At 73.3% G+C, this 20618-nt stretch carries 14 protein-coding genes; 11 read left to right on the forward strand and 3 right to left on the reverse strand.

Annotated features, from left to right (window positions below):
- Window positions 1-21: 21 nt before the first annotated feature.
- A complete protein-coding gene (locus tag FGW37_RS00855) occupies window positions 22-864 on the reverse strand; it encodes a helix-turn-helix transcriptional regulator (protein WP_179079265.1) in 843 nt (280 codons plus the stop codon).
- Between the two features lie 407 nt (window positions 865-1271).
- Here FGW37_RS00855 and FGW37_RS00860 point away from each other — a divergent pair, with 407 nt between their 5' ends.
- From FGW37_RS00860 to FGW37_RS00905, 10 genes are all read left to right on the forward strand, one after another.
- Window positions 1272-3155: an AfsR/SARP family transcriptional regulator gene (locus FGW37_RS00860; protein WP_179079266.1), complete on the forward strand. Its 1884-nt coding sequence runs from the start codon at window positions 1272-1274 to the stop codon at window positions 3153-3155.
- A gap of 125 nt (window positions 3156-3280) precedes the next feature.
- A complete protein-coding gene (locus FGW37_RS00865; protein WP_179079267.1) occupies window positions 3281-5641 on the forward strand; it encodes a TOMM precursor leader peptide-binding protein in 2361 nt (786 codons plus the stop codon).
- Window positions 5628-7589, forward strand: coding sequence for a TOMM precursor leader peptide-binding protein (locus FGW37_RS00870; protein ID WP_179079268.1), 1962 nt, complete (start codon window positions 5628-5630; stop codon window positions 7587-7589). The genes FGW37_RS00865 and FGW37_RS00870 overlap by 14 nt, the downstream gene beginning before the upstream one ends.
- A 93-nt stretch (window positions 7590-7682) precedes the next feature.
- Window positions 7683-9320 (forward strand): nitroreductase family protein, encoded by a 1638-nt coding sequence (locus tag FGW37_RS00875; RefSeq protein WP_179079269.1) that lies wholly within the window; start codon window positions 7683-7685, stop codon window positions 9318-9320.
- 15 nt (window positions 9321-9335) lie between these two features.
- Window positions 9336-12236, forward strand: a complete 2901-nt coding sequence (locus FGW37_RS00880) for a lantibiotic dehydratase (protein ID WP_179079270.1) — start codon at window positions 9336-9338, stop codon at window positions 12234-12236.
- Window positions 12233-13285, forward strand: a complete 1053-nt coding sequence (locus tag FGW37_RS00885) for a lantibiotic dehydratase C-terminal domain-containing protein (protein ID WP_179079271.1) — start codon at window positions 12233-12235, stop codon at window positions 13283-13285. Before FGW37_RS00880 ends, FGW37_RS00885 begins: the two co-directional genes overlap by 4 nt.
- A complete protein-coding gene (locus FGW37_RS00890; RefSeq protein ID WP_246430193.1) occupies window positions 13282-14610 on the forward strand; it encodes a M50 family metallopeptidase in 1329 nt (442 codons plus the stop codon). The genes FGW37_RS00885 and FGW37_RS00890 overlap by 4 nt, the downstream gene beginning before the upstream one ends.
- Before the next feature lie 6 nt (window positions 14611-14616).
- Entirely contained in the window at window positions 14617-15561 is a 945-nt protein-coding gene (locus tag FGW37_RS00895; protein ID WP_179079272.1) for an ABC transporter ATP-binding protein, read from the forward strand.
- Window positions 15558-16313 (forward strand): ABC transporter permease, encoded by a 756-nt coding sequence (locus tag FGW37_RS00900; RefSeq protein ID WP_179079273.1) that lies wholly within the window; start codon window positions 15558-15560, stop codon window positions 16311-16313. The genes FGW37_RS00895 and FGW37_RS00900 overlap by 4 nt, the downstream gene beginning before the upstream one ends.
- Window positions 16310-18304, forward strand: a complete 1995-nt coding sequence (locus tag FGW37_RS00905) for a TOMM precursor leader peptide-binding protein (RefSeq protein WP_246430194.1) — start codon at window positions 16310-16312, stop codon at window positions 18302-18304. The genes FGW37_RS00900 and FGW37_RS00905 overlap by 4 nt, the downstream gene beginning before the upstream one ends.
- Before the next feature lie 101 nt (window positions 18305-18405).
- On the opposite strand, the gene FGW37_RS00910 is transcribed toward FGW37_RS00905, so the two are convergent.
- Window positions 18406-18582: a thiazolylpeptide-type bacteriocin gene (locus tag FGW37_RS00910; protein ID WP_058043691.1), complete on the reverse strand. Its 177-nt coding sequence runs from the start codon at window positions 18580-18582 to the stop codon at window positions 18406-18408.
- Window positions 18583-18771: 189 nt separating this feature from the next.
- On the opposite strand from FGW37_RS00910, the gene FGW37_RS00915 reads away from it, so the two are divergent.
- Complete coding sequence (locus FGW37_RS00915) at window positions 18772-20016, forward strand: amidohydrolase (RefSeq protein WP_179079274.1); 1245 nt, start codon at window positions 18772-18774, stop codon at window positions 20014-20016.
- Here FGW37_RS00915 and FGW37_RS00920 read toward each other — a convergent pair.
- A complete protein-coding gene (locus FGW37_RS00920) occupies window positions 20013-20618 on the reverse strand; it encodes a 2'-5' RNA ligase family protein (protein WP_246430195.1) in 606 nt (201 codons plus the stop codon). The genes FGW37_RS00915 and FGW37_RS00920 overlap by 4 nt on opposite strands.

Here is a 20618-nt window from a genome sequence, read left to right on the forward strand (position 1 = left end):
CAGTCCGCCGTCGGTCACGCGTCAGTCCACAGTCGTCACGATGACGAACCGCACGTCCGGCTGCTCGGCCGGGACCAGGACGTGGCTGGTGACCCGGGTCTCCATGCCGCCGTGGCACGGCAGGCGCAGGCGGAGGCGGTGGCCTCCGGGGTGTTCGACTACGGCGTGCTGCTCGGCCCAGATGCGGCGGCAGGTGCCGTTGGTGGCGAGGATCTCGTCGATCAGGGCCCGGATCTCCGCGTTCTTCGGGGCCCCGTGGCTGGCGACGCGGAGCATGGGGAGGTACGTGCGGGCGCAGGTGTCCTCCCAGTCCAGGATCTGTTCGCGGGCCTCGGCCGAGGTCAGGGCCCAGCGCATGAGGTTGGGCCGGGGGCCGAGGGCGAAGGGGAACCACTCGGTCATGGGCGAGTTGGCGGCGAGGATGTTCCAGGCGGCGTCGGAGAGGTAGGCCGGGTGCGGGGCCTGGTGTTCCAGGAGGGCGACGGTGGCCGGGGCGGCCGTCGGCAGGCCGTCGTGCGTGCCGGACACGGGCGGGCGGCGGCCCGAGACGCCGAGGAAGAGGGTGAGGGTCTCGGTCTCGCTCAACTGCAGCGCCTCGGCGACCCGGAGCAGGAAGGCGTCCGAGAATTCGCGGGGGGCGCCGGTCTCCAGAGCGCGGTACCAGCCTTCGCTCACGCCGGTGAGTCTGGCCACGTCGGCCTGCGACATCCGCGTTCCGGACCGGTGTCCCCAGCGGCGCAGTTCGGGTATGCGCCGCCGGTCGACACGTTCCCTCCAAGCGCGCAGCAGCCGACTGACGGATTGGGCGTGCGGGGCGCACGTCACCGTCGCCGGGCGCTCGGGACTCTGGTCCTGATGTTCCATGGATTCACGGGCCTGTCTTGAAAACGATCATTACTCTGCCCGTTTCTACCTGATCTGGGTGACGTTGACCAGCCCTTGTCATCCGCCTTTTCTTCGAGGCGAGTTCATTGCGCGTTTTCGCCTCCCGTCCGGTTCTCGACACGGCCACGTCCCGCCCTCACCCGTACCACCACTGGAACTCACGACACTACGAGTGGCGGATTGCGTGATGCACACTCTGGAAGCGAAGCAGGCGTCGCGGCGAGTACGTCCCATGGCGTCCGGCGCCGTAAGTCCGTATGCCCGTATGCCCGTATGCCCGTGTACCCGTGTACCCATCTGTCCGTGTGTCCGGTGTGTCCGTATGTCCGTGCGTCCACGTGTCCGGATTCTGGATACCTATAAGCCATCATTGGGGGTGTCAGAATATGCGCTTTCAGGTTCTCGGCCCGTTACGGATCGCCGACGGGCCCGAGGTGGTCGTCCTCCCGCCCTCCAAGCCCACGATTCTGCTCGCCTCTCTGCTCCTGCGCCCGGACGCGGTGGTCCCGTCGGACTTCCTGCGGCAGGCGATCTGGGGTGACGACGAACCGTCGTCCGCCAAGGCGGCCCTGCACACGTGCGTGCTGCGGCTGCGCAAGACCTTCATCAAGTACGGGATCGCCGAGGCGGTCATCGAGTCCGTGCCCGGCGGCTACCGGGTCGTGGTCGAGGACGGCGCCCTGGACCTGGTGCGCTTCCGGGAACTGCGGGCCGGGGCACGGGCCGCGCAGGACCCCGAGACCGAGTTGTGCCTGCTGAGGGAGGCGCTCGCGCTATGGCAGGGCGCGCCGCTGTCCAACGTCCCCTCGGACTTCCTGCGCCGGGGCGAGCTGCCGGGGCTCGTCGAGGAGCGGTTGTCGGTCGTCGAGCGGGCCTGTGACATCGAGCTGCTGCTGGGCCGCTGCGGCCAGGCCCTCGTGGAACTGTGGGCCGTCTCCCGGGCCCACCCCGGTCACGAGCGGTTCCGGGAACAGCTCATCGAGGCGCTCTACCGCAGTGGGCGGAAGGCCGACGCCCTGGCCGAGTACCGCGAGGTCAAGCGGTACTTGCGGGAGGAGCTCGGGGTGGACCCCGGCCCCGGGCTGCAGCGCCTGGAGCTGGGCATCCTGCGCGGTGACGTCCTGGGATCTCCGCCGATTGCCGCGCCCGTCCGGGAGTCTGCTCGCACCGGTCGGGACGTCGCCGGCGGGGATCCCGGCGCCGGGCCCGCCGAAGTCACCACGCCGCCCCTTTCTCCGACCTCCGCACCGGTATCCGGGCCTCCCCTCCCGCTGCCTCCCACCCTTCCCACCCTCCCCATCACCGCCGTCTCCTCCTTCACCGGGCGGGCGGCCGAGAGCGCCGCGATCGCCGCCCGTCTCACCGCCGACCGCTCGGGCCCCGCGCTGGTGGTGGTCTCGGGCGCCCCGGGCATCGGCAAGACCGCCCTCGCCCTGCACGTGTCCCAGCTCGTGGGGCACCACTTTCCCGACGGCCGGTTCGCGGTCCGCATGACGCGGACGGACGGCACGCCGCGCACGTCGGCGGAAGTCGCCGCCGAGCTTCAGGGCATGGCGGCGACCGGCGCGGCACGTGCCTGCGGTGCGGACCGCCGAGTGCTGCTGATCCTGGACGACGTGACGGACCCCGCCCTCGTCCGGCCGCTGCTGCCGACCGGCACGGGCAGCGCCGCCGTCCTCACCAGCAGGTTCGGCCTGGCCGGGCTGGTGGCGGCACACGGTGGCTGGGCCACGCGCCTGGACGCCCTCGCCGAGGCCGAGTCGTGCCGACTGCTGTCGGCCGCCCTCGGGGACGACCGGGCCGGGGCGGAGCCGGAGGCCGTACGCGAGCTGGCGGCCGCTTGCGGTCACTTCCCCCTCGCTCTGCGGATCGCTGCCGCCCGGCTCCTCACCCGCCCGCGCCTGGCGGTCGCCGACTGCCTGGCCTGGCTGCGCGAGGACCCGATGCGCCGGCTGTCCCTGCCCGACGATCCGCGGATGTCGGTTCCTTCAGTCCTGAGTGGCGCCCTGCAGCGGCTCGACCCCCGCCTCGCGGAAGCGTTCCTCCGCGTCGGCGGAGCTTCACCGGCCCCGCTTTCGGTCACCGACGCCGCGGGCCTCCTCGGGATACCGCCGGTGCCTGCGGAGGAAATTCTGGAGCGGCTGGCGGATGCAGGCCTGCTCGAAGAGGAGCCCGCCGGTCGCTTCCGCATGCACGAACTGCTCCGGACATTCGCCCGGTGCGCCACCGGGTACCAGGACGACTCCCTCGCATTGCCGTCGCGGCAGTGAATTCATCTCCGCATCTTTACGAGTCCACATCTTTACGAGACCACGAACCTTCACCTCCATCACGTTTCCGATTTCAACAATCAGCGTCACGATTCCACGAGCACGAGTCCATGAGGTGTACACACATGCTGGAAGCCTACGAAGAGATTTCCGGGACACGGCCCCGCATCCGCCGTGACGTCCTTTTCACCCGGACCCCGGACGGCGTGCTGTTCCACAACGCCCACGGCGGATTCCACGTCAACTCCCCGTCCGCGTACCGCTTCGCCACCCTCCTCGTTCCGCACCTGAACGGGAAGCACCGGGTCGCCGACCTGTGCGAGGGGCTCGGTGACGGGCAGCGGGCCATGGTCGGCAGCCTGGTGAGCACGCTGTACGAGCGGGAGTTCGCCCGTGACACACCCGCCCCGGGCACCTCGGCTCCCCCCGCCTTCTCCCCCGAGGTCGCGGAGCGCTTCGCGCCGCAGATCGCCTACGTCGACCACTACGCCGACGACGCGGAACGACGCTTCCACACCTTCCGTACGGCCCGGGTGGCCGTACTCGGCGACGATGCCGTCGCGGCCTGGTGCGCGCTCAGCCTGGTCCGCAACGGCATCGCCTGCGTCGGCCATCCGGCCGGGGCGGAGAATCGATTCGCCCGCGCATACGAGGAGGCGGAGAGCCTCCGCGCCACCGGATGCCCCGTCTCCTTGGGGCCGATCGAGCCGATCGAGGCGACGGGCTCCGCAGCACAGTGGAGCGACCTCACCGCGTACGACATCGTCGTCGTCACCAGCGGCACGGACGGCCCGCGCACGCTCTTCCGCCTGCTCGAAGCCGGCGTGCCGGAGGGCAAGTCGCTCGTACCGGCAGCCATGTTCGGCAGCCGCGCGGTCGTCGGCCCGCTCATGACGCACGGGAGCACCGGCTGCTGGGCCTGTGCCGTGCTGCGCCTCGGCGCCCAGGGCGACGCCGCTGCCGCCGCCGATCTGTGGAGCGGCATCTGCCTGCCCGCAGCGGGAGAGCCCCTCGCGCAGCAGCCCGGCCGCAGCCTCTCGGCGATGATCGGCAATCTTCTGGGCTACGAGGTCTTCCGGCTCACCACGGGCGCGCTGCCCGCCGAGACGCTCGGACAGGTGATCATCCAGGACACCGAGTCGTTCGACGTGGTCGCCGAACCCCTCCTCGCGCACCCCCGCTGCCCGTTCTGCCGCACGGCCGGCGCCGTGGCTCCTGAACCGGCCTCGGCTCCCGCCCCGGTCGCCACCACGACCACCCCCGCAGGCATCAACCCCACAGACGTCAACCTCGTCGGCATCGACCCCACAAGCACCAGCCCCACCAGCCCCACCAGCATCGACTCGGACGCACTCCTCGCCGAACTCAACAGCCGTCAGATACTCGTCCGGCCGCACACAGGCGTCTTCGAACGGTTCACGGACGAGCCGTGGACCCAGACGCCCCTCAAGGCCGGCACCGTGCGTCTGTCCCTGGGGCACGGGAGAAGCCGCGAGATCGCCGCGTTCGACCTGCACACCGTCGCCGGCGCCCGGCTCACGGCCCTGGACACCGCGGCCTGCGTCTACGCCGAGCACGTCGTCCCCCTGGTGGGCGTGCTCCCCGCGGACGCCGTCCGCCCCGACCGGGCACAGGGCCGGCTCCGCGTCCTCGGTCCCGGCTCGCTCACCGTCGCCAGCGGCCTGCCCGCCCGCGCCGAAGACGTCACCGCCTGGGTACGCGCTTCCTCCCTCACCGGCGCAGGCCCGGCGCTCGTGCCCGCCGGCGCGGTCCGCACCTTCGGCCCGTACAACCGCGACCGGCTCCACACCCCGACGTCCGCCGGCACCGGCGCGGGCCGTACGACCGCCGAGGCCACGGCCCGGGGGCTGCTGTCCGCACTGTGCCACGACGCGCTGGAACGCGCCCTGCGCCGTACCGGCGGGGCGGCCCTGATCGCCCCGGACGCCCACGGGGACGATCCGGAGCTCACCTTCCTGGTCAGCTCGGCCCGCAATCTCGGCATCGCGTACGAGCTCCTCGACCTCGGCGAGGCGGAACGCTCCTCCGCCCACGTCCTGTTCGCCCGGGCGCTCCTCCCCCACTCCGGCACGTGGGCCTGGGCGGTGGCAGGCGGCACGGACCGGCGGCAGGCCGCCGTGGCGGCCCTGCGCGACCTGCTGGGCCGGGAACAGCTCGGCCGCGAACTCGCCGGAGCCGACCACAGCGGCCGCGCCTCCTCCGTCGACCTGGGCGATCCGCTGCTGGGCGATCTCGCCCCCGAGACCCTCACCACCATGGGAACGAGCGCCGGCCGTCTGGACGCCTCCTGCGCCACGACGTACGCCGCGGTGCTGGACCGGCTGCGTGCCGCAGGACGTGACGCGCTCGTCGTGCCCACCGGCTCGGCCGACCTCCTCGCGGGCGGCATCAGCACGGTCCGCGTGCTGCTCACCCGCGACGGCTCCGCCGGGAACGCTCCCGAGGGCTCCCATGACTCCCACTGACACCGGCACCGGCCTCTCCCCCGCCCCGCCCGAGTGGGAGCACGCCTGCCGCGACATCGCCGCGCTCCTGCGCGCATCACCCGCGGGTGCGGGCGCCCCGACCGAAGTGGCACCGCTGGGCGTACGCGACGAACTGGCCCAGGAGGCCCTCCCCGAGGGTGACCTCGCGCCGCGCGTCCACCTCTACGGGCACCACGCGCTCATCGGCCCCTTCCCCCGGCCGGACGTTGCGCACCGCGGCGGCGGCGTGCCCTGCCCCCGCTGCCTGGCCCGCCGCTGGCAGTCCGTACGCGGCCGGGCCCTGCGCGATGCACTGGAGCTGGGGTCGGACACGCGGGCGGCCGGGCGTCCCCCGTACGCCGTACCGTTCCTGACGGACGCGGTGGCCGCGCTGGTTGCCGCCCGTACCGCAAACAGCCCCGCCACAGATACCACCGGCGAAGACGGCCCCTTCGCCACCGTCCACCTCCTCGACCTCGAAACCCTGCGCATCAGCCGCCACTTGCTCGTCCCGGACGCGGAGTGCCCCGACTGCGGACGCCGAGTGCCCGACAGTGCGGAGGCCGCGGAGCTCACCCTGCAGCCGGCGCCCAAGTACCGGCCCGGCTCGTTCCGGGTGCGGGCGGTCTCGCAGTACGAGCTGCCCGTGACGGCCTTCGCCGATCCGGTGTGCGGGGCGCTCGGCCCCGGTGTCGTGCACGACGTCGCCTCGGCGTCGACATCGGCCACGGTCGGTTGCTTCGAGCTGCGCTCGGGCGAGTACCTGCGCGAGACGTTCTGGGGCGGCCACGCCGACTCGTACGCCGACAGCGAGCGCATCGGCGTCCTGGAGGGCCTCGAACGCGCGGCGGGCATGCGGGCCCGCGGCCGGTCCCCGCAGGTGCGGGCGTCCCTCGCCGCCCTGGGTGACGACGCGCTCGACCCGCGCGAGTGCGGCCTGTACGCGGAGGAGTTCCACCGGGCCGACCCGCGTGTGGTGCCCTTCTCCCCCGACCGGGAGATCACCTGGGTGTGGGGGTACTCCCTGCGGGACCGGCGGCCGCTGCTCGTACCGGAGGTCCTCACCTACTACAGCACGCCCGGCCTGGAGAACCGGTTCGTCCAGGAGAGCTCCAACGGCTGCGCCTCGGGCGGCTCTGTGGAGGAGGCCGTGTACCACGGGCTGATGGAGGTGATCGAGCGGGACGCCTTCCTGCTCGCCTGGTACGGGCGGGCCGCGCTCCCCGAGATCGACCCGCAGACCAGCACGGATCCCCGGACGCGGCAGATGGTCGACCGGCTGGCGATGTACGGCTACGAGGCGAGGTTCTTCGACACCCGGATCACCTTCCCGGTGCCGGTGGTGACCGCAGTGGCGGTCCGCAGCGACGGAGGCACCGGCACGCTGTGCTTCGGCGCGGGGGCCGGCCTCGACCCGGAGGCCGCACTGGCCGGAGGGCTGTGCGAAATCGCGACCGACGCGGTGAACATCCGGGGCCGGGCCGAGCGGGACGGGCCACGGCTGCGGGCCATGGCGGCGGACTTCGACAAGGTCCTGGCCCTGCACGACCATCCGCTGGTCTACGGCCTCCCGGAGATGGCCCCTCACGCCTCGTTCCTCCTCGGCCACCGCGGGCCGAAGCTGCCCATGGCGGAGCTGTACGCACCGGGCGAGCGCATGCTGCCCGTCGCGGACGACCTCCGGGACGACGTCGAGCAGTGCGTGGCCGCGGTGACCGGCGCGGGCTTCGACGTGATCGTCGTCGACCAGACCCTTCCCGAGCAGCGCGACCTGGGCTTGCACACGGTCTGTGTGATCGTGCCCGGTCTGCTGCCCATCGACTTCGGCTGGCAGCGGCAGAGGGCGCTGCGGATGCCACGGATGCGGACGGCGCTGTATGCGGCCGGGATGCGCGAGCGCGAGCTACGGGCGAGCGAGCTCAACCCGGCTCCGCATCCGTTCCCTTGATCCCTTGATCCCTTGAGGCACCCGTCCCCTTGAGGCATCCGTCCCCTTGAGCCCTCATGACTGATCCCTCACGACGTCACGTAAGGAGAACCAGTGGGTTTCGCCCATGAATACGCGACCGCGATCATGCATCGCGGCAGGATTCCCATGGAGCCCGTCGGCTTCGTTCCCGACTGGTCGGACCGGCCGCGCAAAGGAAAGTTCTACCCGGGCGCCGAGTCCTTCCCGCTGCCGGAGGGCGACGACGCAGGGCCCGCGGCCACCGTGCAGGAGGGGGTGTTCGGCAGCACCGGTCTCCAGGAGGGGCTCTTCTCCCTGCCGCTGCTGGGCGGGATGCTGCTCGACTCGTACGGCCGCACCGGGCGCCGGCTGGGCGTCCAGGCCAACACCGACCTGCCGTCGCTGCCCCTGTACACCGACGCCAACTGGTCGCGGGGAACGGCCTCGGGCGGCGGCCTCTACCCGGCGACGGTCTACTGGGTGAACGGCCCCGGCGGGCCCCTGGCACCGGGAGTGCACCACTACTCCACGACGCACCACGCCATGCAGCGGCTGCTGACCGGCGACGTCTCGGCGGAGGTGCGCGGGGCCGCCGGCGTGGGCCCGGACGTGGCGACCGACCAGTTCCTGGTGCTGGGCGTCAAGTTCTGGCAGAACGCCTTCAAGTACAACAGCTTCTGCATGCACGCGGTCAGCATGGACGTCGGTGCCCTGCTGCAGACCTGGCGGATGTGGGCACGCGCCCGGGGCCTGCGCATCGAGCCCGCCCTGTGGTTCGACGAGGAGCGCATCGCCCGGCTGCTCGGCCTCGACGTCCTGGACGAGGGCGTCTTCGCGGTGGTCCCGCTCTCCTGGGAACGCTCGGCGGCCACGGCCACGGCCACGGCCACGGCCACGGCCACGGCCACGGGACGCGCCACCGGGCCCGCGCCCCGGGTGCGCCGCACCGAGAGCGAGCGCTCCCTCCGCGTGATCCCCTTCGAGACCGTCCGGCGGATCCAGGCCGCGACCCTCGAGAACGCCACCGCCCGCCCGGAGCCCGGCGCGCTCGCTCCGGCGGCCGTTTCGCCCCGGCCGCCGAGCAGCGCGCCGGGGGCGGCACCCGTGGCCCTGCCGGAACCCGCGCCACTGGGCATGGGCGTGCGGGAGGCGCTGCGCCGGCGGCGCAGCAGCTTCGGCCGGTTCGACGCCCGGCGGCCGCTCGCCGCCGATCAGCTGGCCGCGACGCTGGCGGCCGCCGCATCGGCGTCCGTAGGCAGCGACGCGACCGGGCCGGACACGCCTCGGCTCACCCGGCTGTACGTCTTCGTCAACCACGTCGAGGGGATCGCTCCCGGCGCGTACGCCTACGAGCCGGGCAGCGTGCACGGGCTGCGGCTGGTCAAGCAGGGGCCGCCGGGCGGCTTCCTCCAGCGGAACTACTTCCTCTCCAACTACAACCTGGAACAGGCCGCGGCCGTCGTCGTGCCCGCCGTGCGGACCGCCGCCGTGCTCGACGCGGTCGGCGACCGCGGCTACCGGCTGGTCAACGCCACCGTCGGGGCGGTCGCGCAGGCCTTCTACACCGCGGCGACCGCGCTCGGCGTGGGCAGCGGGGTCGCGCTGGGCTTCGACACCGTGTCGTTCGTCGAGGAGCTGGAGCTCGCGGAGAGCGGCGAGGCACCGCTGCTGATCATGCTCGTCGGACACGAACGCCCCGGCTCCGCCGACTTCCGCTACGAGATCGCCTGAGTGCACGGGGACACCATGACCGACACGACATCATCCCCGTCCCACGGAGCCGGGACCGGCTCTCACAAGGCCGGAACCGTCTCTCACAAGGCCGGGACCGGGCACTGGTCGCTGAGCCCGTACTTCGTGCTGCGCGTGGCGGGACTGCCCGTCGAGTCCGTACAGGCCCTGCGCTGCCCGGCCACCGTGCGCTGGGCGGAGCGCGTACTCCGCGAGGAGGAGCGGCTGCGCTCGCGCGGAGCCGCGCTCAGCGACCGGCTGCACCCTCTGGTCAAGGCGGCGGAGGACGACGGCGCCCGGCGGCTGTTGCTGCGGCTGCGGCGGGACGTGTTCAACGGCCGGCTGCCCGGCGCGCCCGAGCAGGCCCTCGCCCTGCTCGCCGCCGGCGACGCGGGGGCCGCCGAGGATGCGGCCCGCTGGGTGCGCGACCGGCGGGCGCTGGACGGGTTGCTCGCCGAGGGCGCCCCGCTCCTGGCCGCGGAAACCACCCGCACCCGCACCGCGCTGCGCGGCCTGCTCGGTGAGGAACGGCTGCGGCTGGGGCTGCTGCTGGCGTCGCCGGAGCTGGAGGAGCGGCTGGACGCGTACATCGGCGCGGACCCGGGAGGTCGCCCGGACAAGCGGCTGCGCAAGGCCGAGCGCTCCGCCCTCGCCTACCTCTACCGAACGGCCTGCAAGACCAGCCCGTTCAGCACCTTCACGGCCGTCGCCCTCGGCCGTTTCACCGAGGGCGCCGACGGCGGCGAGGGCACGGAGGGCGTCCCCGGCATCGTCCGCGTTCCGGAGGAGTGGACCGGCCACCCCCGCCTGAACGTGGTGGTCCTGGCCCGGCTCGCCGAGCTCATAGCCGCCGACCCCGGACGGCGCGGCGACCTCCCCGTCGCCCTGTCCTCCGGCTGGAGGCACGACGAGGACCGGATCCGCTACGTGCGCCGCTCGGTGACCGCGGGCGACGACGGCGCGGCGGTCACCTTCGACGCGGCCCGCGACCGCCTGTTCTTCCTCCGCCGCAGCGGCACGCTGGAGAAGCTGCTGGCACTGTTCGGCGAGCGGCCGCAACTGCGCTACCGGGACCTCGCGCGCTGGCTGGCCGAGGAGCGGGGCGCCGGCCCGGACGAGTGCGAGCGCTATCTGACGGCCCTGCTGGACCTGGGCATGGTGCAGATCCCGTGCCTGCGCACCGACGTCCACGACGCCGACCCGCTGCGCGCCTTCCGTGACGCCCTGCAGACCCTGGACAGGCCGTGGGCGGCACGGCTCGCGGAGGCACTGGAACGGCCGATCGACTGCATCGGCCGCTACGCCGCCGCCGGGCCGGAGCCGCGCCGGGAACTGCTGGCCGAGCTGCGGCAGTCCCTCACAGGCATCCAGCGCGATCTCGGGGCGGTGGAGCCGACGCTGCCGCGGACCCTGCTGTACGAGGACGTGCGGGCCGGGAGCGGCAACGAGGACGGAGACACCGGCGTCGTCTGCGACCTCCGGCCCTGGAGCACTCCGGCCACAGCAGGGGGCGAGGGGCCTCTGGAGACCCTGCGCTCGCTCGAACGCATCCTGCCGGCCTTCGACCTGACCCTGCCGCAGCGCATCACGCTCAAGGGCTTCTTCGTCGCGCGCTACGGCAGCGGCGGCCGCTGCGAGGACCTCCTGAAGCTCGTACACGACTTCCACGAGGACTTCTACGACCAGTACTTGACGTTCACCGCACGCCGCAAGCCCTTCGACGCCCAGGGCGACTACGTCCCCGAGCCGAACTGGCTGGGCCTGCCCGGCATCACGGCCGTGGACGCGGCCCGCCAGGAGTGGGCGTCCCGGATGCGCCGCCTCTGGGACACCGCGCGGGGCGCCGAGGAGGTCCGCGTCCACCCCGAGACGGTCGAGGCCGTCGCGGGGCGGCTCGCCGGCGTCGCGCCCCGCTTCGCGCCGCAGAGCCACTTCCTGCAGCTGGTGCGCCGCGACGGGGAAGCGCTGGCGGTGCTCAACCAGTCCTACGGCGGGTTCGCCTTCCCCTTCAGCCGCTTCACCCACTGCTTCGACGGCGAAGGCGGCGAAGCAGCGGGTGAAGGCGGCGAAGACCGCGAGAACGATGGTGGGGCGCTCTCCACCCGGATCCGGCGCACCGCGGCCGGCACACCACCCGAGGGCGCCGTCTTCGCCGAGATCACCGGCGGGGCCGTCACCAGCAACCTCAATCTGCACGGGCGCCTGACGGACTACCGCATCGTCTGCCCGGGCGAGGACGGCGGCGTCCCGCAGGAGGGCCGGATCGCTCTCGACGACCTGTACGTGGAGCACGACGTACAGGCCGACCGTCTGGTGCTGCGCTCCCGGCGGCTGGACCGCGAGGTCGTTCCCGTCTACCTCGGCTACCTCGTCCCCCTGGCGCTCCCCGAGATCCCCCGCACCCTGCTGCTCCTCTCCCCCACGTCCATGGCACCGCTCGACGTGTGGGGCGGCGTCCCGGAGGGCGAACCCGACGACGGCGTGACCTCCCGGCCCCGGGTGCGCTGCGGCGGTCTCGTCCTCAGCCGGCGCAGCTGGACCGCCCCTGCCGCCGCGCTGCCCGCCGCCGGCGGGCCCGGCGGGGGCGGCGACGCCGGCCTGTTCCTGCAGTGGCAGCGGTGGCGCGTGCGGCACGGGCTGCCGCGCCGCGTCTTCGCCACCGTCACCCCGGCCGCGGCCGCCCCGGGGGCGGACCGGGCGAAGCCGCAGTACGTCGACTTCGACAGCCGGCTGTCCCTCACCGCCCTGGAGGGGCTGCTCAAGGACCCGGCCGACCGCGTCGTGCTCCGCGAGGCCCTGCCCGGTGAGGACGAGCTGCACGCCGTCTCCGTACGCGGCACCCATATGGCCGAGCTGGCCGTCGAAACCCTCCGCACGCCCCGTCACGACCGCGAAGGAACCGGTGCGCCGACATGACCGAACCCGCCCTCGCCACGCCCGGCGCCTGGCAGGCCCTGCACATCCACTACGCCGCCAGCCCTCAGCCCCTGATGACCCGGTGCATCGGCCCGCTCCTTGCGGAGCTCACGGCCGAAGGGCTGCTGGCGGGCCACTTCTTCATCAACTACTGGCTGGAGGGCCCGCACGTCCGGCTGCGGCTCAGGCCCTCGTCCGAGGCCGTCGCGGACGAGGTCGCCGAGCGCGCCGAGCAGGCCGTCACCGCCTTCCTGCGGGAGCGGCCCGCGCTCTACGAGGTGGACTCCTCGGGCTTCCTCAACGAGTTCTACAACACCCTCTTCGAGCTGGAGTTCCCCGAGGACGAGCGCGGCGGGTTCCTCGACGCCGACGGGCGGATGCGGCTGCGGCCGAACAACACCGTCAGCCGGGAGGCGTACGAGCCCGAGTACGGCAAGTACGGCGGCCCGGCGGGCGTGGAGCTCGCCGAGTGGCACTTCCGGCACTCCAGCGACCTGGTCATCGAGGCCGTCCGCACCATGAACCTCCATCTGCGGACCGTCCGCCTGGGCACGTCCGCCCAGCTGATGATGGTGATGGCCGGTACGTTCCTGCCCGGCCGGGCGGAGCTCGCGGAGTATCTGGACCGCTATCACGTGTTCTGGCAGAAGGCTTTCTCCGGGACGAACTTCATCGGCGCGGACGAGTACGACCGTGCCTACGCGACCATGGGCCCGGCGCCGGCGCGGCGCTTCGGCGCCGTCCTCGGCGCCCTGGCCGGAGAAGGCGCCGACGGGCTCACCGAGCTGCCCCGCTTCCTGCGCGCCTGGGCCGAGCACTGTGCCGAACTGCGCGACCGGGCCACCGCGCTGGCCGTCCGCGGCGACCTCGTCTTCCGTTCGTGGGACGGCACGGCCGACGAGCAGGTCACCGACCCGGCGGTCGCCCTGCCCCTGCTGCTGTCGCCGTACATGCACATGACCAACAACCGGCTGCACGTGACCATCCGCGACGAGGCGTACCTGTCGTACGTCCTCGGGCGCGCCTTGCGCGAGGCGGACTCCCGATGACTCCGCAGACGCCTCCCCCGACGCGTCATGGGCTGCTGGAGCAGCGGCCGGCCCTGCGCCCGGAGATCCTGCGCAGCTCTGCGCTGCGGCGCGGACCGGCCGTCGTCCACCTGGTGAAGGACCCGTGCAGCGGCCAGTCCTTCGAGGTCGGGGTCAAGGAGCACTTCCTGATGTCCCGTCTGGACGGCTCCCGCACGCTCGGTGAGGTCGGCGAGGAGTACGCGGCGCGGTTCGGGCGGCGGCTCGGCGAGGCCCACTGGCAGCAGCTGCTGAAGCTGCTGTGGGAGCGTCGGCTGCTGGAGGGGGCCGAGAGCACCGAGTCCGCCGGCGGCCCCGGACCCGCCGTCTCCGGGCGGCAGCCGGACGGGGCCGCGCCGCGCAAGCTGGTCACCGGCACCCTCCTCAAGGGCACGCTGCGGCTGGCCGCGGATGCCACGGCCACCACCGACCGGCTGTACGGGGCCGTCGGCTTCGCACTGGCGCCGGTGGTCGTGGTGCCCGTCCTGCTGCTGGTGCTCGGCATGGAGACGTATGTCGCCGTGCACGCAGGGATGTTCCTGGACGACACCGTGCGCCTGTTCCGGCAGCCGGGGGCGCTGTTCGCCGCGTTCACCCTGCTGTGGGCGAGCACGGCCCTGCACGAGCTGGCCCACGGGGTCGTCGCCCGGCACTTCGGCGGGACCGTCGGCGAGATCGGGCTGCGCTGGCACCTGCCCATGGTGTTCATGTACTGCACGGTCGAGAACTATCCCTACCTGCCCACGCGCCGGGCACGGGTCGCCACCGCGGCCGCCGGAACGGTCATGAACCTGGTCTTCCTGCTGCCCTTCTGGCTGCTGTGGTCCCTCCTGCCCGGTGGCGACTCGGCCCGCGGCCCGCTGGCCGGCCTGCTGTTCACCGGCTCGGTGCTGGCGCTCACCAATCTGGTGCCGCTGCCGCCGCTGGACGGCTACAAGATGCTCGGCCACGCCCTGGGCATGGCCGACTACGCGACCGAGAGCCGCCGCTTCCTGCGGCTGCTGGGCGCGCGGGCCGTACGGCGGGGCGACGGTGTCGCCGCCTACCCGCGGACGGCCCGGATCGCGTACACCGCCTACGGCCTGGGGGCGGTGGTCCTCGTCGGCGGCAGCGGGGCGGGCTTCGTCCTGCTGTGCCATCACCTGGCCGGGGGCCGCTACGGCGTGTGGTCCGCCGTCGTACCGGCCCTGCTGGTGGCCGCGCTGGTGGCCGTGACGGGCCCGTGGGCCCGGCGGGGCGACCGGCACTCGCAGACCTCATCCGCATCACGCAACACACCGCGTAACACACCCCGCAAGAAGAACTGAGGAACGATGACAGACACCAAGCCGTCCGCACGCGCGGCGGCCCCCGCCCTGGTGCTGGACGGCGTACGCAAGCGCTACGGCGGCAAACAGGCCGTGGACGGGATCTCCCTGACCGTGGAGCGCGGCGAGTTCTTCGGCGTGCTCGGACCGAACGGCGCGGGCAAGACCACGCTCGTGGAGATCATGGAGGGGCTGCGCAAGGCCGACGCGGGCAGCGTCTCGGTCCTGGGCACCTCCCCCTGGCCCCGGAACCTCGCCCTGCTGCCGCGCATGGGCGTACAGACCCAGACCTCGGCCTTCTTCACCCGGCTGACGGCACGTGAACACCTGGCGACCGTCGCGGCCCTCTACGGATCCGACCCCGCCGGAGTCGAGCGCACCCTGGCGCTCGTCGGACTGGCCGAGCAGCGCGACGTGCGCGTCGACGTTCTCTCCGGAGGGCAGCGGCAGCGGCTCGCCATCGCCTCCGCGCTCGTCCACGGCCCGGAGCTGATCTTCCTCGACGAGCCGACCGCGGCCCTCGACCCGCAGGCGCGCCGCGCCCTGTGGCAGGTGCTGCGCGCGCTCAAGAGCGAGGGGCGCACGATCGTCTACACCACCCATCACCTGGACGAGGCCGAGGCGCTGTGCGACCGGGTGGCCATCGTCGTCGCGGGCCGGGTGGTGGCGCTCGACAGCCCGGACCGGCTGGTCGGCGCCGCGCAGGCGCCGACCCGGCTGCTGGTGCCGGCGGACCGGATCACCGTGGAGCGGGCGCAGGCATTCGAGGGCGCAGACCGGGTCAGCGCCGAGGGCGGCTCGGTGATCATCGAGACCCGGTCGGCAGGACCGCTGCTGGCCGCCCTCGGCACGGCCGTCGGCCTCGACGGCATCCGCACCCGCACCGCCACCCTCGAAGACGTCTACCTGGAGCTCACGGGCGAGCTCGCCGGAACGGAGCAGCACGCATGAGCGCCTACACCGCACTGACCGGGGCGAGTTACCGGGCCGCCGTCCGCGACCGGACCACCGTCTTCTTCACCTTCGCCTTCCCCTTGATCTTCCTGGTCGTCTTCGGGCTGATCTTCCGCGGCAAGACGGTGGAGCAGAGCGGGCGCGGCTACATCGACTACATCGCCCCCGGCGTCCTGTCGTGGGGCGTGGGCAACGCGGCCGTCTTCGGGGTGGCGTTCACGCTGATGCAGTGGCGCCGCGACGACCTGCTGCGGCTGATCCGGCTGACGCCCACCCCGCTCGGCTCGGTACTCGCCTCGCGGTACGTCATCGCCCTGGCCGTCGGAGCCGTGCAGGCCGTGCTGTTCATCGGCGTGGCCCTGCTGCCGGTCTTCGGGCTGCACGTGGACGCCACCTGGCCGTGGGCCGTGCCGGTCCTGGTGAGCGGCATCACCGCGTTCCTCGCGATCGGCATGGTGATCGGCTCGCGGGCCGACACCCCGGAGGCCGTGGCGGCCGTCGCCAACTGCGTCATGGTGCCGATGGCGTTCCTGTCCGGGGCGTTCTACCCCCTGGACGCGATGCCCTCCTGGCTGCAGACCGCGTCCAAGGTGTTGCCGCTGCACTATCTCAACGACGGCATATCGCGGGCGGTCTCCGGGCGCGCCGACCTCGCCTCCACCGCCGTGGCGTGCGGGGGGCTGGCGCTCTTCGCGCTGGTCTTCGGCGGGATCGCGGTGAAGACCTTCCGCTGGAGCAACGCGTCATGAGTACTGCCGCCCCGACCACCACCAACACTGCGCCCGTCAGCGACCCCATGGCCGCGGCGAGCCGACGGCTCCAGCAGTCCCTCTCCGAACGCTTCCGGGCTTCGGGACGGCAGGTCCCCGGCCACCCGGCGCCGGCGCCTATCGTCGTCCCGGTGGGCGCGGCCGACGCCTTCCGGCCGGCTGCGGACCCGTACGGCGCGCTGCGCCCCCGCGCCACCGTGCACCTGAGCGCGCAGGCGGCACTGATCGGCCCCTGGGGCGCGCAGGAGGGTGCCCCTGCAGCGTGCGGCGGTTGTCTCGCGCGGCGCTGGCAGCGGCTGCGTTCACGCTCCGAGCGGGACGCGCTCGAAGTGGGCACGGACATGACCGGGGCGGGCCTGTGGCCCGTACTGCCCGACCACGCCGTGGACGCGATCTGGACCGTGTACGAAGCGGTCCTCCTCTCCGGGCGCCCGGCCGGGGCAGGCCGGCCGGACGGCGAGTGGCACACGTCCGCGGACCTCCCGCTGCCCCAGGTCACGCGCGTCGACCTGGCCACGCTGCGGGTCACCACGCTGCCGCTGCTCGGCGATCCGCTGTGCCCCGCGTGCGGCCCCCTTCCGGGCCCGTACGCCCCGCCGGAGCTGGTCACCCGGCCCAAGCCCGGCCCCGGCGCGTCCCGGCTGGTGCCGGCCGGGACGTACCCGCTGCCGCAAGGAGCCCTGGCCAACCCCGTGTGCGGCGCGCTCGGCGAAGGGACCTGGCTCAACGTCGCCTCCCCCACGACCTCCCCGGTCGCGGGCAGCGTCTTCGTCCGGACGTACGCGGGCCTGTCCGACGTCACCTGGAGCGGCCAGGCCAACTCCTTCGCCGCGAGCCGGACCCTGGCGTACCTGGAGGGCCTCGAACGGTACGCGGGCATCCACCGCCGCCACCGCGGCGAACCGCTCGTCGCCGCCTACGACGAGGTGTGCGACGAGGCCGTCGACCCGCGTACCTGCGGCACGTACGCGCCCGAGGTCTACCGCACCGACCCGATGCTCGCCCCGTTCGACCCCGCACGGCCCATCCCCTGGGTGCACGGGTACTCCCTGCGCGACGACCGCACGGTCCTGGTGCCTCAGCGGGCGGTCCACTACGGCGCCGGCCGCGACAGCGACAACTTCGTCTTCGAGAGCTCCAACGGCTGCGCTACCGGCAGCTGCCTGGAGGAGGCCGTCCTGTTCGGGCTGCTGGAACTCATCGAGCGGGACGCGTTCCTGCTCGGCTGGTACGGGCGGGCCCGTCTTCCCGGCATCGACCTGGCGTCGTGCCGCGGCGGAGCGGTGCGGGCCATGGCCGACCGCGCGGCGCTCCAGGGCTACGACGTCCACGCCTTCGACAACCGCGTCGACCTCGCCGTGCCCGTGGTGACCGCCGTGGCCGTACGCCGCGACGGCGGGCCCGGCACGCTCTCCTTCGCGGCAGGCGCCCGGCTGGACCCGGAGGAGGCGGTGGAAGCGGCGCTGTCCGAGGTGCTCACGTACCTGCCGCACCTCGACCGGCAGGTGGCCGAGCACCGCACCGCGCTGGAGGCCATGGCCGACGACTTCTCCCTGGTACGGGAACTCACCCACCACGCCCGGCTGTACGGCCTGCCGCGGATGGCGCGGCACGCGCGCGAGTACCTGGAACCGGAGTCCGTCCGGCCGCCGGCGGATCTCTACGGGGGCTGGGAGCGGCGGCGGCCCGCCACGGGCGATCTGCTGGACGACGTGCTCCTGTGCCGCGACGAGCTGACGGGCGCGGGCTTCGATGTGATCGTCGTCGACCAGACCTCCCCGGAGCAGGAGCGGATGGGGCTGTGCACCGTATCGACGGTGGTGCCCGGGCTGGTGCCCATCGACTTCGGCTGGGACCGGCAGCGGGTCCTGGGCATGGACCGGCTGCGGACGGCCTTCCGGCGTGCGGGGTGGCGGTCGACGGACCTGCGGGAGGAGGAGATCAGGCGGGTGCCGCACCCGTTCCCGTGAACGTCGTCCCCGGCAGACGACGCGCCGGAAGCCCTCGGCCGGGGCGGGGACGAGGGCTTCCGGTTCACCGGCCGTACGCCGGGCGGCCGCGCTGCCTGGGATCAGGCGGAGCAGCTGGTGGTGCTGGTGGTGCTGGAGCAGGTGCTCGTGGAGCTGGAGCTGGTGGAACCGGCGAGGACGACCTCGCTCGCGTCCGAGTAGTCCGAGATCTCGAAGGTCTCCGACTCCAGCTCCAGGATCTCCTGGGCGAGCGTGGCGAGTTCGGCCTGCTGAGCCATGGTGCGTCTCCTTGCGTTGTCGGTGTCGCTGTCGGTGTCGCGTACGGCCGGCGATCCGCCCGTACGTCCGTTCTTGCCCCATCAGTCCAGCAGGGCCCGCTGACAGATCTCTGTGCATGCCGCTGACAACAGGTGTCAGCGGCTGTGCGCGGCCCGGCCAACCGGCCGACCCGAAAGGCGCACCAGCCCATGTCCACGCTCCCGCGCGACCTCTTCAAGGCCGTCACGACGCTCTACCTCGACCTGCACGCCCACCCCGAGCTCTCCGGGGAGGAGTCCCGCACGGCGGCCTGCTTCGCCGATTGGCTGGCCCGGGCCGGCTACCGGGTGACGACAGGCGTCGGGGGCCACGGTGTCGTCGGCCTGCTGGAGAACGGCGCGGGGCCGCTGGTCATGGTGCGCGCCGAACTCGACGCCCTGCCCGTCCAGGAGCGCACCGGCCTGCCGTACGCGAGCCGGGTGAGTGCCCCGGTTCCGGTGATGCACGCCTGCGGGCACGACCTCCACCTCGCGGCGGCCGCGGGCGCGGCGAGCGTGCTCGCCGGGGAGCGGGGGCTGTGGCGGGGCACGGTGATGGTCGTCGGGCAGCCCGCGGAGGAGACGCTGAGCGGTGCGCAGGCCATGCTCGACGACGGGCTCCACGACCGGTTCGGCCGGCCCGACGCCGTCCTGGCCCAGCACGCCGCGCCCTTGCCGGCGGGCATGGTCGCCCATGGCGCGGGCCCCATGACGGCGGGCAGTGTCTCGCTCGACGTCGTCGTCCACGGCCGCGGCGGACACGCCGCGACGCCTCACCTGGCCGTCGACCCGGTGGTGACCGCCGCCGCGGTGGTCCTGCGCCTGCAGAGCGTGGTCGCCGCCGAGACGGCACCGGCCGAACAGGTCGTCCTGACCGTCGGCCGCCTCCAGGCGGGCACCCGCGGCAACGTCATCCCTGACCGCGCCGAACTCGGCCTCACCGTCCGCGGCTTCTCCGGCGCCGCGCTGGACCGGGTCGTGACGGCCGTGCACCGGATCGTCCGTGCGGAGTGCGACGCCTCGGGCTGCCCGGTGCCTCCGGAGATCTCCCTCGCTTCCCGCTCGCCCGTCAACCATCCCGATCCGCAGCTCACGGCGGCCGTCCGGGACGCGCACACGGCGGCCTTCGGCGAGGCCCGCGTCACCGGCTGGCCGCCGTCCATGGCCACCGAGGACTTCCCGCTCCTCGCGCCCGACGGCGTGCCCACGGTGTACTGGATGCTGGGCACGGCCGGCCCCCGCCAGTGGGCGGCCGCCCCGGGCACCACGGCCGCCGAGAAGCTCGCCGCCCTGCCGCCCAACCACTCCCCCCTCTTCGCCCCGAGCCCGCGCCTCGCCCTGCCGACCGGGATCACGGCCATGGTCACAGCGGCGCGGGCGGCACTGGGCAAGCCCTCGTCAGCCCGCCGGTCCTAAAGCTCGTACTCCGGCAGTCTGCGGACTTCCCCCGTGCCCAGCGCGATCACGGCCCGGGGCAGCATGGGCCCGTCGCCGCGCCGGGAGAGCAGGACCACTTCCTCGACCACTGCCGGCAGTGCGCCGAGCCGGGCGGCGCACTCGGCGGCGAGCTGCCGCGGATCCTGTGTGCGGCCGAGGGACAGGTGTGGGGTGAAGCGGCCGCCGTGCCCGCGGCAGAGCGGGAAGCGCGACCCCAGCGCCTGCTGGAGACGGGCCCACGGGGCCGGGCCGGCCGCGGCCGGATCGAGCCAGACCGTCGCGTAATGCCGGTGCCGGAAGTAGCGCACGCCGGACAGACGCGCCGTGAACGCCGCGCTCTCCGCCGCCCCGGCGGACAGCAGCGGCACAGCCCGTACGAACTCCTCCTCCGGTACGAAGCCGAACAGCAGATTCACATGCGGCGGCCACCGCCGGACCTGCGGATCGTGCTCCCACCGAATCTCCTGAATCGCCGGCCAGAGCTCCTGCGGCGGCATCCACGCCACCGCCGTCCGGGCCGTGGGCACCACCTGGAGCACACTCAACGGCTCGGCCCCGCCGAAATCCCGGTTCCCGTCCAC

Source organism: Streptomyces rectiverticillatus (assembly GCF_013394065.1).
Classification (GTDB): domain Bacteria; phylum Actinomycetota; class Actinomycetes; order Streptomycetales; family Streptomycetaceae; genus Streptomyces; species Streptomyces rectiverticillatus.

Coding starts and splice junctions, on each gene's coding strand:
- FGW37_RS00915 (WP_179079274.1), top strand. CDS start 18,772: ATGTCCACGCTCCCGCGCGACCTCTTCAAGGCCGTCACGACGCTCTAC.
- FGW37_RS00865 (WP_179079267.1), top strand. CDS start 3,281: ATGCTGGAAGCCTACGAAGAGATTTCCGGGACACGGCCCCGCATCCGC.
- FGW37_RS00860 (WP_179079266.1), top strand. CDS start 1,272: ATGCGCTTTCAGGTTCTCGGCCCGTTACGGATCGCCGACGGGCCCGAG.
- FGW37_RS00905 (WP_246430194.1), top strand. CDS start 16,310: ATGAGTACTGCCGCCCCGACCACCACCAACACTGCGCCCGTCAGCGAC.
- FGW37_RS00910 (WP_058043691.1), bottom strand. CDS start 18,582: ATGGCTCAGCAGGCCGAACTCGCCACGCTCGCCCAGGAGATCCTGGAG.
- FGW37_RS00855 (WP_179079265.1), bottom strand. CDS start 864: ATGGAACATCAGGACCAGAGTCCCGAGCGCCCGGCGACGGTGACGTGC.
- FGW37_RS00870 (WP_179079268.1), top strand. CDS start 5,628: ATGACTCCCACTGACACCGGCACCGGCCTCTCCCCCGCCCCGCCCGAG.
- FGW37_RS00890 (WP_246430193.1), top strand. CDS start 13,282: ATGACTCCGCAGACGCCTCCCCCGACGCGTCATGGGCTGCTGGAGCAG.
- FGW37_RS00880 (WP_179079270.1), top strand. CDS start 9,336: ATGACCGACACGACATCATCCCCGTCCCACGGAGCCGGGACCGGCTCT.
- FGW37_RS00900 (WP_179079273.1), top strand. CDS start 15,558: ATGAGCGCCTACACCGCACTGACCGGGGCGAGTTACCGGGCCGCCGTC.
- FGW37_RS00895 (WP_179079272.1), top strand. CDS start 14,617: ATGACAGACACCAAGCCGTCCGCACGCGCGGCGGCCCCCGCCCTGGTG.
- FGW37_RS00885 (WP_179079271.1), top strand. CDS start 12,233: ATGACCGAACCCGCCCTCGCCACGCCCGGCGCCTGGCAGGCCCTGCAC.